Genomic DNA, 15,229 nt, shown 5'->3' on the forward strand with positions numbered 1-15,229 from the left:
GCTACCCGATTACTTATACGGAAGTCTCCGCCATAAGACAACGTCTTATTACGGCGGTTCGTTCACAATACCATGATAAGCCTTTTCAAACCGGACTTACATACCCCAAAAGTCCGCTATACATAACCTATAAACTCCGCCAACCTACTAATCATCGCATCTCTACGTCTTAATACACTCGTTTTACTAATACCAAAGTAGTTAGCGATGTCTTCCCACTCATAGCATCCAATAGGACACTCCCAGTATCTTAACCGTATTAAGTCTTTAGTATCTTCGTCAGCTTCAAATATAAGCTTATCTACACCTTTTACAACGTTACGCAGCATTACATATCTATTATCACTTAACTTCTTAACTGTCTCTCTCTCAATAGGATTTCCTGGTAGATTACTCTTTCCAGCTCCTATATTCTCCGGCTCGTGATTTTCCATTAACTCATACCCACGCATCAGAAATTCTTTGCGGTATTCCTCTATATTCTTTATGTAGTCTTCAAGCTTCTTGATGTCATGCTTTTGAATAACTATCATAATGACCCTCCGTTTTTTAACTTATCTCTCAACACTTCTATTTCATATTCTTTCATCTCTATCTTGTGCTTTAACTCTTTTTGTTCTAACATGCAACCAAATACAAGTATTACTAACAATATAATAGCTATGACTAACCATATCATTTTATAAACACCTCTTTCACTTCGTTTAAGTCTATCTGATCGCTTACCCTTGCGTAATCATCTGGTGCTTTACTTTGTCTACTGACCCTCTTCATCTCTAGTTCAGTTTTAATAATCAAGAACATTAATATAATCATTGTCATCACTAATACTTTATTGACCATTATTCCCCTCCTCATACTTACGTCGTGCCTCTTCTGCACTCTCCTCCTCTACAAGTGTGTATATCTCGTTATCGTGCGGCTTAGTTACATCGACAAATGTTTCTTGACCGTGTTTTATCTCTGTTATTAGAAATTGCGTCATTTCCTAAGCACCTCTTTTACTCTTTCGTATATATTTTTAGTACCCTGTTGATCCGAAGCCTTTTTCTCCTCTTTCACTTTCTGTTTGAAACTCCTCTACTTCTTTTAACTCTGGCGTCCAAATAGGTACAATAACGAGTTGTGCTAATTTGTCGCCTTTATAGATTTTGTATGAATTTAATTTTTTTGTATCGTGATAATCTCTTTCAACACACTCATCTTTAATGTTTAAATATGTGGTGCTTTTAAGTTTGCGATATCTTTCATCAACATCATTCTTAATATTAATCCCTAAATTACCTTGATAACCCGCGTCTATCTTGCCTGTCTCAATTACTAAATGTGTTTTACTACTTACACCACTGCGACTTGTTAACAACCCCACATACCCCTCTGGTATGTTCACAGCTACATCAGTTTTAATTACAGCTTTTTCTTGCGGCTCAAGTATCACTGTTTCAGCAGAATAAATGTCATATCCTGCGTCCGATCTGTCACGCGTTGGCATTGTCGCTTTGTCTGATAATAATTTGATTTCTAATTGATTAGTCATTATTGTTGTCCCCCAATATCATTTATAAAATCTTTTCATTATTTCTTCTTCGTTGTTCCCTACTTCTTCCCCTAGAATTGTTATAAAGCCAATCGTTTGTATATCTGACATCCCTATCTTTTTACAAGCTCTAACTATGCCTTTTTCATCATCCGGAATTTCTTTTAGAATGTGCTTTGCTATTTGATTACCTGCTAATAAATCTTTAATTACTCTATTTAAAATTGCTCTTGTTATACTTTTGATTATTAGTTTAATTATTTCTCTCATCGTTTTTTTACACTCCATTTCTTCCAATTCTTTCTTCGTAATTTTTTATCACTTCATTAGTTTTGATCCAAATTAATGAATTAAACTTGCTGTTCTTCTTAATATTTACTACGTCATCCAAAGCTTTAGCTTTCTTATATACTTTATCCACTTCTTGCAACAACTCTTCTGTATCATTCCCAGTAAACGCACTTGCACTTATGATTGCTTGCTCTATTTGTTCACGTTTAATCTTTACCATTCTCTAACCCTCCCATTTTTCAAAAACTCTTTGCACGTACCAACGCGCTTTCGCAATATCTTCTTTACCATTCTTATGCGTCGCTCTACTTAAATATTTGATTGCGTTACCTATGTCATAAGTCAAATTAGACGGGTAATGTGCTGTGACTTGTTCTATATAGTCTATAACCTCTATATCGCCGTAATTGTAATGCGACGGACTATTTACGTTATCCTCCGTCTTCTCTACAACCTCTATAAGCTCATCATCTAGGTATAACGCAAAGTCTGCGATGTATTCTGTCTTACGCTGCTTCTTTGTTTTTGGTATCAACTCATATCTGGGTTGTAGCTCTATTCTGTTATACGTGGCACCGTTAATTTTATTTTCTAAGTATTGGTAGTATTCGCATTCAACCGCACTGTCGAACGCATGTCCCTTATATTCAACTTTCTTTGCATTGTATTTGCTCATATGACACCCCTAAAAAAGAAATTCATCTATTGTTGTTTGTTGCTGTAATTCTTCTTTTCTGAATAATTTATATTTACGTTTTATCTTCGCTAATTCGTCTTTAGTTACATATTCTTTAAATTTATTTTTTTGCATTCCACCCAAATTAGCTAAGTAAAATGTGTTGTCATCTCTTGGCAGTACTCTCAACATCTTCCAACCGTCGCTCTCATATAAGTTGTAAGCTTTCGGTTGGTTTTCTCTAATGCCCATATTCAATCACAGCCTCCCTTACACGACGTTCAGCAAGTTTTTGGTAGTATATGTCCTCTAAAGCTTTTTCGTCGCCCTGTGCGTATTCTATGAGTTTCTGAGCATATACATCAGAACATTCAAGATTTTGTTTGATTTCTTGTAATGTAATCAAAATTTAAGCCCCCTTGTTCTGTAATCTTGACCGTCCATTTTGATTAGCGTTGTATTGCTCATAATTCTACTGAATATACGCTGCATATCTTTGTTTCTAGTCATTTCTTTTTCATCTAGGTTAGTTGTAAATATATTGTGTTTGCCAACTCTACTTTCGACTAACTCGAACATCTTGCTTGTCGCAAACTCATTCATGTTAATACCGAAGTCATCAAATACCATTAGGTCAACATCACTAATAATTTGCGCTAGCTCCTGTTCAGTCATACCGTTTCTGTTGTTGTAGGTATTTTTAATTGTTGATATGAGCTGAGGGACGTTCATATAAAGAACTGTATAACCTCTCGCCTTTACTTCTTTGACAATACTCATAGATAAATGTGATTTTCCTGTGCCGAATGAACCTTGTATCAATAGTGATTGTTTATTATCTAATGTGAAATTACGGGCATACCTTTCGCACAAACCTTTAGCATACTTTAACTTTTCTGATGTAGGTTTGTAGTTCTCAAATGTCACTTGTGCTAAATTTTCGTTAATTATCGATTGTTTAAATATCTTTTCTGCTTTAGATTTACGTTGTTTCTTGTGATAGTTTTCGGTAGATACTTTAGCTAGCGCAATCATGTCGCAGTCGCAACCGTCTTTGACTACTTGTCCGTTATCGAATTCATAGTAATCATACTTACGACCACAATCATTGCAATGTAATCCAAATTCTTGTTTAACTATCTTATTTCTAAAACCTGCTTGTTTTGCTAGTTTCTGGAAAGCCTCCATCTCATCACTCCTTTAAAACGGTAGATTTTCCATATTTTGTGAATGTGCAGCACGTTCAAATGCGTCAGTGTATTGATTGCTAGTTTCTTGTGGCATTTCTTCGCTATAGTCATTCATATAGCTTTCATTAGTAAGAAATGTTTTGGGGTATTTCTGATATTGTTTATTTTTAATGGTTTTTATATATTCTCTAGTCCCTTGCATGATCTGTTCGAAGGAATGCTTTTTAAGACAACTCTTAAATTTAGAAAACGTTAATTTCTTATCTTTCTTCTTGTCGTAAAGTTTCCACCATTCCTCAAAACGTTCATGCGTAACGTCAGTTGCGCTATTATTTGAAGAAGTCTCTGAAGAAGTCTCTGGAGTAGTCTCTGGTATAGGTCGACTCTTTTTGATACGCTCGTCATCTCTTTTTGATACGCTCGTCGTATCATTTTGATACGATGGTTGTATCATTCTCTCGATAGTCTGATAATTAATGCTGTACCATTTTGTCTTATCAAATTTAGCTTTGTTGTAATTACCTATGTGAAGTAGTTCCTGTTTTTCTAAACTGTATATCGTTCTTTTGATAGTAATCAGTGACCAAAAAGGAAATTGTTTTTGCCATTCCGGATATGAATTGTAAATCCACTTTTTGCCATCGTATTTATGATTAGAAGCATTCAACCAATAATGCATTTGTTGTAGTATGATCGCTTCATTCAAACCAATTTCGACTGCTAATTTCGGCAATACTTGTATGGGGTAATCATCAATTAATAATTTATTCACATTTTTCTCCTTTCAGCATTCTGTTTAGTCGTTCGTCTACATCCACCCAGTTGTTTATCTGTGATTTTAAACGGGTCTACTGGCTTAACTTCACATTCAGCATCTAAGCCGTTATCTAGTAATAACGATGTTTTGTTGTCTATATTCACATCCTCAATGACAACGGTGGTTATACCGTCATCTTGAGTGATGTAATTCTTTATTTTCGACATTTGTTCACTTCCTAATAGCTTTTAAAAATATCTTTAAATGAACTATTGTGAGTATTCTTAGTGAATAATACACTTACGTTTATATCGAGATAATCTGCTACTTTGTTTAAAATTTCTAAATTAACCATTTTTATACGACCATCTCTGTAAGAAGTGATGGTGCTTCTTGCTATTCCTGTTTCTTTTGCCATTTCCGAAACACTTATTTTGTCTCTAGCCATTAACATTCTTAGATTTGTCGCTAACACTTCACTTAATTTCATGTTTACACCTCTTTAGAAAGGAAGTTCTGAATCGTCTATATCTATTGGACCATTAGCATTAGCGAATGGGTTTGATTGTTGACTCATTGGCGTCTGTTTCCCATTTGCTTGCTGTTCTTTTTGTTTCATCTCATCAGTTTTAGGTTCTGGTTTATTTACGATTTCGTCACCTTTGTTCCAAACTTTTACAAAAGATAATCTAACGAAATACTTACCTTGATCTTCGTTAAACTTATTTTTAAGTACGATTGTTCCCACTTTGTTTATTAATTTGTCTGTATCGAAAGTTAAATCAGGTAAATTAAGTTGAATTCCTAGTCTGCTTAATAATTCGATATATTGTCTTTCTTGGAAGTCTTGTTGGAATGGTGGTACGAATTGATTGTGTTTGTATTGTTTACCTTCGTTATTTTCAAATACGATAGTGAAATATCTTCCTTCTTTGTCATTAAATTCAACATCTTTAACTTTAACTGTGAATTCTCCTGCTCCTAAGAAGTCTCCACCTTTCATAAATGCCTCTTGATTAGTTTCTTTAGTGTGTTGTGCTTGTCCTGTAATTTTCATAATTTAATACCGTCCTTATTAGTTATTTTTAATTTCCATTTCTGATTGCTTGTACTACGTCCGTTATGCTAGGGTTTACAAATTTTTTATTGTTAATTGTTATATTGCTTGCATGTCTTATTTTGGTTTCGAATAAGTTAGAGGGTTCAGCGTTAAGTACATACTCATATGACTTTTGTCCGTTCTCCTCATGCTCTTCAATTGTCATTCTTGCAAGTACATCTGATTGACTTACAACTGCTTTTCTTATTTGATCTTGTGCCTCAATCGTGATGGTAGGATTAATTGTGCTACCTTCATCGTCTTTATCTTTGTTGATACCTTCGTGACCACTTATCGCTAAATGGAATTGATATTGCTCTTGTAACTTAGAGACATATCTATACATATGAACAATACGTGTAGCACACTCTCCCCAATCATTGAATGTGGGCTTTTTTGTCTTACCATTCATGATGTCGTCAATAGTGATATCGCGTAGTTTCTGTATTGTTTCAATCACTACTACGTCTATTTGCTTTCCATTTTCTCTTAGCTTCTCAATTACTTGAGGCAACATTTTTATTACATAAGCAAAGTGTTTGTAGTTTTTAATTTGTACCACTGCACCATCTTCTGTAACTGTTGTTCCATCTTCGTTAATGTCGAGGACAAGTGCGTTATTGTCTTTAGTTAAAAAAGTTGTTTTACCAGTACCAAACTTCCCGTATATGGCAAATTTGTAAAATTTATTAGCGTTTTGCTTGCTGATGTCTTTCACACCAAGTTGGGTTAAAATATCCTGTTCTTGTTTTTCCTCTGTCATTTATCGCACCCTCAAACTTCTATTTTGTTTTAATTCGACGCCTTTTATTTCGAGTCCGTCTTTGACAGCTTTTAGCAATTCTGTTTTGTTTAGTTTAGGTTTTTGCTCTACGTAATATTGTTTCGGAATTAAACTTTCATCTTGCACATCTAAACTTGGTGAGTTCTTAGCTATGCTGTAGCTATTCAACGATGTTTTGAATTTCTCTTTGCCTGTTTCTTCCATAGCCAGTTGTAAGCTTTCTTTTAATCGTTTAATACCGTTTTCGTTCGTTGATTTACGCTGTCTCAAACGTTTGATTTCTTCATCAATTACTTTATTGTCTGCTTTTAATGATTTGATAATGGCAACATAACTGTCCGCTTTATTTTCTAAAGCATCGTTAATGCTCGCTAATGTATCTTTTAAAATTAGTTCGTTTTCTTGTTCAGAAATTAGGTTATAAATTTGTTGATAATTTGTTGATAACTCGAATAAATTACTCAACTTGACGACCTCCGTTTCTTTTCGTATATTTAAATTAGTTGTATTTCTTAAATGTTTTTCTTTTACTGTTACTTGTTGGCGCAAGTAGCAGTTTTTTTATCGAAAAAATGGTGTTCATAAAACCAGTAAGCTACTATCGCTATTGCTGCGCTTACGACTAATCCTGTTGTAAAGTAAATTTCAAAAATGACCATTGTTATAATTGAAATAAGTATGAATGTGATTAAAGCGATTGTTAGACTTTTCATTTCAATCCTTCCTTTTCTAGTATTTTTTTACCAACGCGTTCATACATAAAAGTGGCCCAGTAATCAATCATTTCTTGACTCATGTTTTTGCTCCATTTCTATAATTTTTTGTATATATCCTCGCTCAAGTGCGAAATCGAATAACATTTGTTGAATATGTGGTGGCATTACTTCTCTCCCTTTCGTTAATTAAGTTTGTATTGTACGGTCACGCATGTGATGAATACGATAATCAGTAGTGCTAGCAATTTATTAGTTCCTTTCGTGTATAATGTTGTTATCCCTTTATGAAGGGAGGTGCGTATTATGAATCGAAACTTAATTACTAGTTATTTAGATATTGAAAATATTGATTCTCTAACTCTAAAATTAGTAAATAACGAAAAAATATTAATCAGAAAATTGGCTACCGACCATACTGGAAATGATTATATTCACGTTTTAGAACCTAAGGACAGAGTTATTGATTTAAACAAAGTCATTTATTTCAATATCAATACAACTAATAATGTTGGAACTGATTTCTTTCCGAATTAATCAGTGATGTTTCTATACGCATCCACCAGATTCGCAGTTGCCTCAATCAACTGTGGGTCTGGATTTTTTTGAATTTGTTTTAACAAATAATCAATTGTTAAATACATTTCATTTGGATTAATTCTTAATAAGTTTTCTTGCATTCCATTTCCTCCTTAAGTTGTTTGTTCGATTGTGGGTTAAGCTCGTCTTACTTCGTAAACCGACAAACTTTTTATTTTGTCTCGAATTTCATCCATCATATAAACGTTAAATGTCTCTATATTTCTTTTGGGTGAAATGTGATATACATCACTCAAATGATATTTAACTATCTTCCAAATTTTATTTTTGTATACTCTTAATTTCTTGTTATATTCTTTAGTATTTTTAGCTTTAGTCTTTTGTAACTCTGAATATTTATCTAAAGTCATACTTCCATTAATTAGTTCATCAAAATCTAATTGATTTAAATTACCAAGTGCTGTTCTAGCTTTTTCGTCAACTGTTTTTCTTAGTTGATCTAATTCAATTTTGTTCAAAGCTCTCATGTTGTGTTCTTCTTTTTGATGATTTTCAATACTAGTCATACGATTACCTTGTGTTTGTAATACGTTTAGTAAATCTTCTTGATACTCCCTTTGATTGTTTAGCATCATTAAAGAACTGTTTTCTGTTATTTGCTTGGCTGAAATTAAAACTCTTTCAACATCATGCACACTTACATTTGTATCTTTGGATATTGCTTTTACTACACTCGTTTCTTTGTTAAAAATACTTAATGGATTTTTCAATTTAATCACCCTCTATTATTTGACTTGTATTCAACGAATTTCTCATTTGTCGAGTCCACGCTTCTATTTCTTCCACTACATCAAACATCATGTTTTTAGTACGGTCTGACGCTCTTGCAATAGCTGCTTCTCTATAAGGTGTATGTGCAACTTTATTTAAAAACTCATTTGCGTCATCTCTTAATGAAAGTAAATTCGTCTCTACTTGAAATCTGATTGAAGCTATTTGTTCTTCTTCTTTTAAATTCTTATCTCTCTGATACTTATTTGTATCAGTTTGTTTCGGTTGTTCATTAAACTTTCTCTTTAAATCAGATAATTCTTTTTCACGTTGTTCTAGTAATTTTTTATCATTTTTTAAATTCTCAAGTTGTTTATTGATACGATCAGGAATGATTTCTACTTCTTTTTCAATAACTTCTGGTTCCTTATTCTGTTCATCTTCGAGTTGCTTACGTGCAATTGATTCAGAACGTCGAGCTTGATCTACTTGTGATTGGAGTTGAGCGTTTTGTTCGTCACGTTGTTTGAGTTGACGTTTTAAGTCTTCTAATTCTCTATTTGTCATATCTATAGGTTTTTTCATTTCGCCAGAAGATGTTTCGAATTCTTCCTCTCGTTGTTCCTCGGGAATGGTCGCTAAAGAATATAATGCTTTAATCCCTAAATGGTTCACTGGTGAATCATTTGAGAATTCATCACTTACTTTTATAAATTTAGTTGCTTGCCCTCTACTCATATTTATTGATTGCAACCATTTAGACCACTCACCATGTGCTAAGTCATTTTCTTTAACATGTTTCAATCTTCGACCAATCTCGAAAATAGACTGACCAGCGATGTTTTGGTAACTCTTAATTTCTGTTTCGATAGTGATTAAGTCGTTGCTAAGTTGTAATTCATTCAAGTATTTATGCTCCTTTCATGTATAATGTTGTTATCAACCTAAGGAGGTGATATTTATGCCTAAACATATTTACGCTTGTTTACTTGGTGAATGGGTAAATCTGTCAGAGTCTGAGAATGTAGTAATCGATAATAGCTATACTGATGCTAATTTGTGGTACAAAGAAGTAGGTCATAAAATGTTCGATTACAATCAAATGCACATTGGATATAACGGCATTGACTACTTTATTCACCCTAGTTTCATCCAAGTTCTAACTAAGTAATTTCTTAATTACTTCACAGCTATGACTGTCAAGCTCCACCTTGACGGTCTTATGGCTGTATACTTTTTCAACTTCTTGCACAATTCTGTCCCATTCATATTTGGGCATGCCGTTGATAGCTTCTAAAATTTTGTTTAAACGTTTTTGCAATTCTTGCATTTGTCATTCCTCCTTTTAAGTTATTTGTTTTTCTTTTGTTGACGTTATGGAAACTTTGTTTGTAAAAAAAATACCGCACTTATCTTGTGGTATTTCTAATATTTCAATAACTTTTGCTAAATCGTCAACATTAATTCTAATATGACCATTTTCTTTTTTTGAATAAGTGCCTGGCGTCATTTCTAATTTATTTGCCATCTCTGAAAGAGAAATTCCTTTAGCTATGCGTTCGGCTTTCATTCTTTTAACGTTGAACTCATACATTTTGTCACCTCCGTTTTTTGAAGTTAACTCAATGTTAAACTATGGTTTCCTAATTGTCAACAACTATCTCAAAAAATATTTTGAAACTTTCTTAAAATACTAGTTGTTTCCTATATGGAAAAGTGGTAATATACTGTTATAGACAAAACGGAGGTAATTTTATAATGAGAACTTCAGCAGAAATAGGTAAGTTAATAAAACAACTACGTAAAAAGAACAATGTAAATTTAACTGATTTTGCAACTAAAATAGGTGTTAATAAATCTACTTTGTCAAGATATGAAAATGGTAGTAGAAAAATACCTATGGAAGATATAGCTGAAATCGCAAATGCATTGAATGTTACCCCAGAAAGTTTATTATTAAAAAATAAACAACCAGAAACCGAAGTACAACATCGTGCAGCTCATCTTGAAGGCGAACTAACAGATGATGAATGGCAACGTGTATTAGACTACGCAGATTATATTAAAAGTAAGCGAAAATAAAGGGTGTTTTTATGGGATTGTACGAAGAGATGTTAATAAAACATGATTACATAGAAATTAAAGAAACAGATGTTATGCCCGATAATTTATCGGGGGTGTGGTTAGATGACTTAATTTTAATCAATAGTAATCTACCTGAAACACGAAAAACCGAAGTCTTATACGAAGAATTAGCACATCATAAACTTACATATGGGAATATCTTAGACCAGTCTAAATGGATTAACCGTAAATTTGAAAACTACGCAAGACGTCATGGATATGAAGCTGCATTGCCCTTGCGTATTATTATAGAAGCACACCACTTCGGTGTAAGTAACTTATACGAACTAGCACAGTATGTTCAATTAAGTGAAGAATACGTATTAGAAATATTGGAACATTACAAACAGAAACATGGTATTGGAATTCACTACGGCGAATACTCTATTACATTTGAGCCGTTGAGGGTTTACAAATTACATCATATTGATTAATAACGTCCTAGCGACCCTTTAATATAAATTACATAAAATAAAGGAGAACGAAATGGCTAAACAAAACGATGGTTGTACTAATTTTTATACATGCTTATTAGCTATTCCTGGAATGGGGATAGGTTGTTTAGGATTTATATTTGTAATTATGGTGATTTGGGAAATTTTGAAGTGGATAGTTACGTCAATATTTTAAAATTCATCAATGTGGTACTAACTTTGTGTCTATCACATTCTACTACAGGGTTCATTCTATAACATTTGAGCCGTTGAGAGTGTACAAATTGCATAGAGTTGATTAACCCCGTCCTAGTGGCGGTTTAATGTAAATAAAGGAGGTTGAGGGATGGAAGACCCTCGCTATTGTCCATTTTTTAAATTGACTAATAAAGAAAAACCATATATAATGCAAGTATGAAATAGTTGTTCTGTGAAACGACTCAAGAAACCTCTCATGCTTGCATGAGGGGTTTTTTCGTTGTAGGAGAGAATTCTATTGAAAGATATAAATGCCATAAAAACTTATTTAAAGCTTTCCCCAGAATCAAAACCTTATTTAAGTTGTAAAGAGCAAATAATTTTATTAAAAGACAGAGGCTTAATTATTGATGATGAAAAATTTGCATTAATGCAGTTGGAAACAATTTCCTATTATTCATTAATCAATGCTTATTCACACTTTTTCAAACAAAAAAATAATGAATTCTTTGTAAACGGTACACATTTCAGAGATTTGTTTCATTGTTATCAAAATGACATGAGGTTAAAAAATTTATATTTTAAGTATTTGATCTTGATTGAACAATCTTTAAAAAATAATGTTGCTGCAGTAGTAGCTAAAAACTTTGGAGTAAACGAACCTAAAACAAAAAGTAAAAATAACCCAAAACATTTCGATAGAAAATACAGTTATCTAGATACTTACTATTATGACCCCCATAAAAGTAAAAGAGCTGGAGTATTAGATGACATTAGTAAATCTCTAAATTGGAATAAAGTGGAGTCAATTAATCATTATAAGAAAAAACATAACCATGTACCACCATGGATAATCATATTGCCTCACAATTTCGGTTTAACAATTAAATGGTTAAGTATTCTAAAGAAAAGTCATAAAATTGAAGTATTAAAAAGTATTTCTAATATAACTGTTAACGAAAAAGATTTATCAAGCATAGGAGTAGACTCATTAAATTTATTAAGAGAATTCAGAAATAGAATAGCGCATGGTCATAGATTTTATTCATTTAAATCTGAATACCAATTATCTCTAGCACATTTCAATAATATAATTGGGTACGAATTACTTTTAAAAAAAGACTATTCTAAAGACATTGGACGAAATGATTTGTATGCGTTAACGTTAATAATTCTTTTGTTTACTAGAAACAAACCAACTAGAGATAATTTGATTGAGGAATTATTTAAATTATACGGTGAAATGGATCAATATAACAAAATAAATTTACTAGAATCAATTGGCTTTACTTACAATTTAATTCGAAAACTTTCTTTTTTTAATGAAAATTATCTTTAGAATTTTAGCAATAGATTTCAGGGTACCTAGTACCCTTATTATTTTTTACTTTTTTAGGAGATGAAACAATGAAAGTAGCGATTTACACAAGAGTAAGTACATTAGAGCAAAGAGAAAAAGGCCATTCTATAGACGAACAAGAACGTAAATTGCGTTCATTTTGCGATATAAACGATTGGACAGTTAAAGACGTTTATGTAGATGCTGGATTTTCGGGAGCTAAAAGAGATAGACCGGAATTGACGCGTTTGTTAGATGATATAAGCGAATTTGATTTGGTATTAGTTTATAAGTTAGATAGATTGACACGTTCAGTGCGCGACCTTTTGGACTTGTTGGAAGTATTCGAGAATAACAATGTTGCTTTTAGAAGCGCTACTGAGGTATACGACACAACAACAGCAATAGGTCGGCTGTTTGTAACGTTAGTCGGCGCTATGGCCGAGTGGGAGCGTGAGACAATTAGAGAGCGCTCTTTAATGGGAAAACGTGCAGCAATTAAAAAAGGTATGATATTAACAGCTCCCCCATTCTACTATGATCGCGTAAACAACACTTATATACCTAATCAGTACAAAGATGTTGTGTTAGATGTTTATAACAAAGTTAAAAAAGGTTATAGCATTGCACATATAGCACGTTTATACAACAATTCAGATGTAAAGCCGCCAAATGGTAATGAAGAATGGACTACACGCATGTTGATGCACGCACTTAGAAACCCGGTCACACGCGGCCATTATCAGTGGGGAGAAATCTATATCGAAGATAGTCACGAGCCTATCATAACAGATGAAATGTACAACACAATAATAGATAGATTAGACAAGCACACGAATACTAAAGTAGTAGCGCATACATCTGTTTTTAGAGGTAAGTTAATTTGTCCTAATTGTGGTTACGCTCTAACGTTAAATTCACAAAAAAGAAAGCGTAAAAATGATACTATTGTTTATAAAACGTATTACTGTAACAACTGCAAAATTACAAAAGGAATGAAACCACATCATATTACAGAAACAGAAACATTACGTGTTTTTAAAGATCACTTATCTAAAATAGATTTAAAACAATATGAGACACAAGAAAAAGAAAAGCAATCACATGTAACTATCGATTTGTCTAAAGTTATGGAACAACGGAAAAGATATCATAAGTTGTATGCTAGTGGTATGATGCAAGAAAATGAGTTATTCGAATTAATAAAAGAAACCGACGAAATGATAGAAGAATACGAAAAACAAAGAAAGCAAGTTGATGTAAAAGAATTTGATATTTGTAAAATTAAAGAGATTAAGGATGTGCTTTTGAAGTCTTGGGATATATTCACATTAGAAGATAAAGCAGACTTTATACAAATGTCTATAAAAGCTATTAATATAGAGTACACTAAATTAAAACGTGGCAAATCTAGCAATTCGATGAAGATTAAAGATATTGAATTCTATTAATTTTTGTACGGAAGTAGATACTATCTTTCAACATTGGTTGTATTCCTACAAAGACACTCATTCATGATGGACTTCATAACCGTTCATTTGCTGATGCTTTTGCAAGAAAAAATGAAGTCGTATCAGCATTAAATAAGAAAAATTATGGAAATTTAGCAAATGATACGCATATTGATGTTTTGGACTATAAAGCTACGTTCAAATCTAATACTGAAGTTAATTTAATTAATGCTCAAGGACAAGTTGAGCGTACCATTAGTGCAACAGATATTGTTATTAACACAGGTGCAAAAGCGCGTATTCCGAATATTAAAGGTGTAGATCGTGCCACGCGATTATATGACTCTACTGGCATTCAAAATCTCGCTACGCAACCTCAACAGTTAGTCATTGTTGGCGGTGGATACATCGCACTTGAATTTGCTTCACTATTCGCTAACTTAGGAACACATGTCTCTGTGCTTGAATCTAGTCAAACACTCATCCCAAATGAAGATCGTGAAATTGCTGAACTTATCATCCATGATTTAGAAAATAAAGGCGTCGAGATTCATACCGATGTTGAAACATTTGAATTTATTGATAGTAATGATCATACAATAGTGAAAACATCTCAAGGAGATTTTGTAGCTGATGCCGTTCTTCTAGCTACTGGCCGTATTCCGAATACAGATTTAACCCTTGAAAATACAGATATTGAATTAGAAGAACATGGTGCTATCAAAGTGAATCCACATCTACAAACTACAGTACCGCATATATATGCTGCTGGAGATGTAAAGGGTGGACTACAATTTACGTATATTTCTCTAGATGACTTTAGAATATTGAAAGCTAAACTATTTGGTAATAAGGATAGAACAACAGAAAATCGTGGACAAATTCCTTATACCGTATTTATTGATCCGCCACTATCTCGAGTTGGTTTAACTGCTGCTCAAGCAGAGGCACGTCATTATAACTATTTGGAAAACAAGCTAGCCGTTAATAACATTCCTCGTCATAAAATTAATAATGATCCTCGCGGCTTGTTTAAAGTAGTCATTAATAAGGACACAAATGAAATTTTAGGCGCAACGTTATACGGTAAGGAATCTGAAGAAATGATTAACCTTATTAAATTAGCTATGGATCAACACATACCTTATCAAGTATTAAGAGATAATATTTATACTCATCCAACAATGACAGAAGCATTCAATGATTTATTTAATTTATAATAAAAACAGACTGGAACATAAATCCCAGAAAAATGGCACTCAGATGAATTGAATTCAACTCAATCTGAGTGCTGATTTTTTATTCAATACTACGTATTAACATGT

The 15,229-nt window shown here is 32.9% G+C and carries 29 protein-coding genes and 1 pseudogene; 8 read left to right on the forward strand and 22 right to left on the reverse strand.

Going from position 1 to position 15,229, the window contains the following annotated elements; all coding sequences use genetic code 11:
* Positions 1-116 precede the first annotated feature (116 nt).
* From HMPREF2597_RS04035 to HMPREF2597_RS04100, 17 genes are read right to left on the reverse strand one after another with little or no spacing between them, the layout of a single operon-like run.
* Positions 117-533, reverse strand: coding sequence for a hypothetical protein (locus HMPREF2597_RS04035; RefSeq protein ID WP_012990986.1), 417 nt, complete (start codon positions 531-533; stop codon positions 117-119).
* Positions 530-679 carry a hypothetical protein gene (locus tag HMPREF2597_RS12710; protein ID WP_176746551.1) on the reverse strand — a complete coding sequence of 50 codons (150 nt, stop codon included), beginning with the start codon at positions 677-679 and terminating at the stop codon, positions 530-532. The genes HMPREF2597_RS04035 and HMPREF2597_RS12710 overlap by 4 nt, the downstream gene beginning before the upstream one ends.
* Positions 676-843, reverse strand: coding sequence for a hypothetical protein (locus HMPREF2597_RS12715; protein WP_176746550.1), 168 nt, complete (start codon positions 841-843; stop codon positions 676-678). The genes HMPREF2597_RS12710 and HMPREF2597_RS12715 overlap by 4 nt, the downstream gene beginning before the upstream one ends.
* A complete protein-coding gene (locus HMPREF2597_RS12555) occupies positions 833-985 on the reverse strand; it encodes a DUF1381 domain-containing protein (protein ID WP_141760416.1) in 153 nt (50 codons plus the stop codon). Before HMPREF2597_RS12555 ends, HMPREF2597_RS12715 begins: the two co-directional genes overlap by 11 nt.
* Before the next feature lie 36 nt (positions 986-1,021).
* Positions 1,022-1,537 carry a dUTP diphosphatase gene (locus tag HMPREF2597_RS04040; protein ID WP_070817170.1) on the reverse strand — a complete coding sequence of 172 codons (516 nt, stop codon included), beginning with the start codon at positions 1,535-1,537 and terminating at the stop codon, positions 1,022-1,024.
* 18 nt (positions 1,538-1,555) lie between these two features.
* Positions 1,556-1,807 carry a hypothetical protein gene (locus HMPREF2597_RS04045; protein WP_070817171.1) on the reverse strand — a complete coding sequence of 84 codons (252 nt, stop codon included), beginning with the start codon at positions 1,805-1,807 and terminating at the stop codon, positions 1,556-1,558.
* Between the two features lie 7 nt (positions 1,808-1,814).
* Positions 1,815-2,048 carry a DUF1024 family protein gene (locus tag HMPREF2597_RS04050; protein ID WP_070817172.1) on the reverse strand — a complete coding sequence of 78 codons (234 nt, stop codon included), beginning with the start codon at positions 2,046-2,048 and terminating at the stop codon, positions 1,815-1,817.
* Between the two features lie 3 nt (positions 2,049-2,051).
* Entirely contained in the window at positions 2,052-2,504 is a 453-nt protein-coding gene (locus HMPREF2597_RS12860; protein ID WP_083319034.1) for a DUF1064 domain-containing protein, read from the reverse strand.
* A gap of 9 nt (positions 2,505-2,513) precedes the next feature.
* Complete coding sequence (locus tag HMPREF2597_RS04065; protein ID WP_070817173.1) at positions 2,514-2,756, reverse strand: hypothetical protein; 243 nt, start codon at positions 2,754-2,756, stop codon at positions 2,514-2,516.
* Complete coding sequence (locus tag HMPREF2597_RS12730; protein WP_176747064.1) at positions 2,746-2,910, reverse strand: hypothetical protein; 165 nt, start codon at positions 2,908-2,910, stop codon at positions 2,746-2,748. The genes HMPREF2597_RS04065 and HMPREF2597_RS12730 overlap by 11 nt, the downstream gene beginning before the upstream one ends.
* On the reverse strand, positions 2,907-3,692 hold the full coding sequence (locus HMPREF2597_RS04070; RefSeq protein WP_070817174.1) for an ATP-binding protein: 786 nt from the start codon (positions 3,690-3,692) through the stop codon (positions 2,907-2,909). Before HMPREF2597_RS04070 ends, HMPREF2597_RS12730 begins: the two co-directional genes overlap by 4 nt.
* Before the next feature lie 12 nt (positions 3,693-3,704).
* Positions 3,705-4,466 carry a hypothetical protein gene (locus tag HMPREF2597_RS04075; protein WP_070817175.1) on the reverse strand — a complete coding sequence of 254 codons (762 nt, stop codon included), beginning with the start codon at positions 4,464-4,466 and terminating at the stop codon, positions 3,705-3,707.
* Positions 4,463-4,678 (reverse strand): hypothetical protein, encoded by a 216-nt coding sequence (locus HMPREF2597_RS04080; protein WP_070817176.1) that lies wholly within the window; start codon positions 4,676-4,678, stop codon positions 4,463-4,465. Before HMPREF2597_RS04080 ends, HMPREF2597_RS04075 begins: the two co-directional genes overlap by 4 nt.
* 11 nt (positions 4,679-4,689) lie before the next feature.
* Positions 4,690-4,941 carry a helix-turn-helix domain-containing protein gene (locus HMPREF2597_RS04085; RefSeq protein ID WP_070817177.1) on the reverse strand — a complete coding sequence of 84 codons (252 nt, stop codon included), beginning with the start codon at positions 4,939-4,941 and terminating at the stop codon, positions 4,690-4,692.
* Between the two features lie 12 nt (positions 4,942-4,953).
* Complete coding sequence (locus HMPREF2597_RS04090) at positions 4,954-5,508, reverse strand: single-stranded DNA-binding protein (RefSeq protein ID WP_070817178.1); 555 nt, start codon at positions 5,506-5,508, stop codon at positions 4,954-4,956.
* A 28-nt stretch (positions 5,509-5,536) separates the two neighbouring features.
* Complete coding sequence (locus HMPREF2597_RS04095; RefSeq protein ID WP_049401121.1) at positions 5,537-6,313, reverse strand: ATP-binding protein; 777 nt, start codon at positions 6,311-6,313, stop codon at positions 5,537-5,539.
* On the reverse strand, positions 6,314-6,799 hold the full coding sequence (locus tag HMPREF2597_RS04100; RefSeq protein WP_070817179.1) for a siphovirus Gp157 family protein: 486 nt from the start codon (positions 6,797-6,799) through the stop codon (positions 6,314-6,316). It abuts the gene before it with no gap.
* Between the two features lie 554 nt (positions 6,800-7,353).
* Here HMPREF2597_RS04100 and HMPREF2597_RS04110 point away from each other — a divergent pair.
* On the forward strand, positions 7,354-7,584 hold the full coding sequence (locus HMPREF2597_RS04110) for a hypothetical protein (RefSeq protein ID WP_051522842.1): 231 nt from the start codon (positions 7,354-7,356) through the stop codon (positions 7,582-7,584).
* Here HMPREF2597_RS04110 and HMPREF2597_RS12735 read toward each other — a convergent pair.
* The 3 genes from HMPREF2597_RS12735 to HMPREF2597_RS12865 are packed head-to-tail and all read right to left on the reverse strand — an operon-like array spanning position 7,581 to position 9,264.
* On the reverse strand, positions 7,581-7,727 hold the full coding sequence (locus HMPREF2597_RS12735) for a hypothetical protein (RefSeq protein WP_172952952.1): 147 nt from the start codon (positions 7,725-7,727) through the stop codon (positions 7,581-7,583). The two genes, HMPREF2597_RS04110 and HMPREF2597_RS12735, sit on opposite strands and share 4 nt — an antisense overlap.
* Before the next feature lie 36 nt (positions 7,728-7,763).
* A complete protein-coding gene (locus HMPREF2597_RS04115) occupies positions 7,764-8,357 on the reverse strand; it encodes a hypothetical protein (RefSeq protein WP_070817180.1) in 594 nt (197 codons plus the stop codon).
* Position 8,358: 1 nt separating this feature from the next.
* The gene (locus HMPREF2597_RS12865; protein WP_070817181.1) at positions 8,359-9,264 is read right to left on the reverse strand and encodes a DUF3102 domain-containing protein; all 906 of its coding nucleotides are present in this window, start codon (positions 9,262-9,264) and stop codon (positions 8,359-8,361) included.
* 55 nt (positions 9,265-9,319) lie between these two features.
* On the opposite strand from HMPREF2597_RS12865, the gene HMPREF2597_RS04125 reads away from it, so the two are divergent.
* A complete protein-coding gene (locus tag HMPREF2597_RS04125; protein ID WP_015977917.1) occupies positions 9,320-9,529 on the forward strand; it encodes a hypothetical protein in 210 nt (69 codons plus the stop codon).
* On the opposite strand, the gene HMPREF2597_RS12740 is transcribed toward HMPREF2597_RS04125, so the two are convergent.
* Together HMPREF2597_RS12740 and HMPREF2597_RS04130 are read right to left on the reverse strand one after the other, a co-directional pair.
* Positions 9,518-9,688, reverse strand: a complete 171-nt coding sequence (locus tag HMPREF2597_RS12740) for a hypothetical protein (protein ID WP_176747065.1) — start codon at positions 9,686-9,688, stop codon at positions 9,518-9,520. The genes HMPREF2597_RS04125 and HMPREF2597_RS12740 overlap by 12 nt on opposite strands.
* 15 nt (positions 9,689-9,703) lie before the next feature.
* Positions 9,704-9,952: a helix-turn-helix domain-containing protein gene (locus HMPREF2597_RS04130; protein WP_070817182.1), complete on the reverse strand. Its 249-nt coding sequence runs from the start codon at positions 9,950-9,952 to the stop codon at positions 9,704-9,706.
* 164 nt (positions 9,953-10,116) lie between these two features.
* Between HMPREF2597_RS04130 and HMPREF2597_RS04135 the strand changes: the two genes are divergently transcribed.
* The 6 genes and pseudogenes from HMPREF2597_RS04135 to merA form a co-directional block, all read left to right on the forward strand.
* On the forward strand, positions 10,117-10,440 hold the full coding sequence (locus tag HMPREF2597_RS04135) for a helix-turn-helix domain-containing protein (RefSeq protein WP_070817183.1): 324 nt from the start codon (positions 10,117-10,119) through the stop codon (positions 10,438-10,440).
* A gap of 11 nt (positions 10,441-10,451) precedes the next feature.
* Entirely contained in the window at positions 10,452-10,916 is a 465-nt protein-coding gene (locus tag HMPREF2597_RS04140; RefSeq protein WP_070817184.1) for an ImmA/IrrE family metallo-endopeptidase, read from the forward strand.
* Positions 10,917-10,968: 52 nt separating this feature from the next.
* Positions 10,969-11,112 (forward strand): hypothetical protein, encoded by a 144-nt coding sequence (locus HMPREF2597_RS12745; RefSeq protein WP_176747066.1) that lies wholly within the window; start codon positions 10,969-10,971, stop codon positions 11,110-11,112.
* 300 nt (positions 11,113-11,412) lie between these two features.
* The gene (locus HMPREF2597_RS04145; protein ID WP_012991014.1) at positions 11,413-12,453 is read left to right on the forward strand and encodes an Abi family protein; all 1,041 of its coding nucleotides are present in this window, start codon (positions 11,413-11,415) and stop codon (positions 12,451-12,453) included.
* Between the two features lie 68 nt (positions 12,454-12,521).
* Entirely contained in the window at positions 12,522-13,904 is a 1,383-nt protein-coding gene (locus tag HMPREF2597_RS04150; RefSeq protein ID WP_012991015.1) for a recombinase family protein, read from the forward strand.
* Positions 13,905-13,933: 29 nt separating this feature from the next.
* Positions 13,934-15,124: pseudogene (gene merA / locus HMPREF2597_RS04155) on the forward strand (hypothiocyanous acid reductase MerA); the annotation flags it as partial.
* Between the last annotated feature and the right edge of the window lie 105 nt (positions 15,125-15,229).

Origin of the sequence: Staphylococcus sp. HMSC063A07, assembly GCF_001836955.1 — a bacterium.
Classification (GTDB): Bacteria; Bacillota; Bacilli; order Staphylococcales; family Staphylococcaceae; genus Staphylococcus; species Staphylococcus lugdunensis.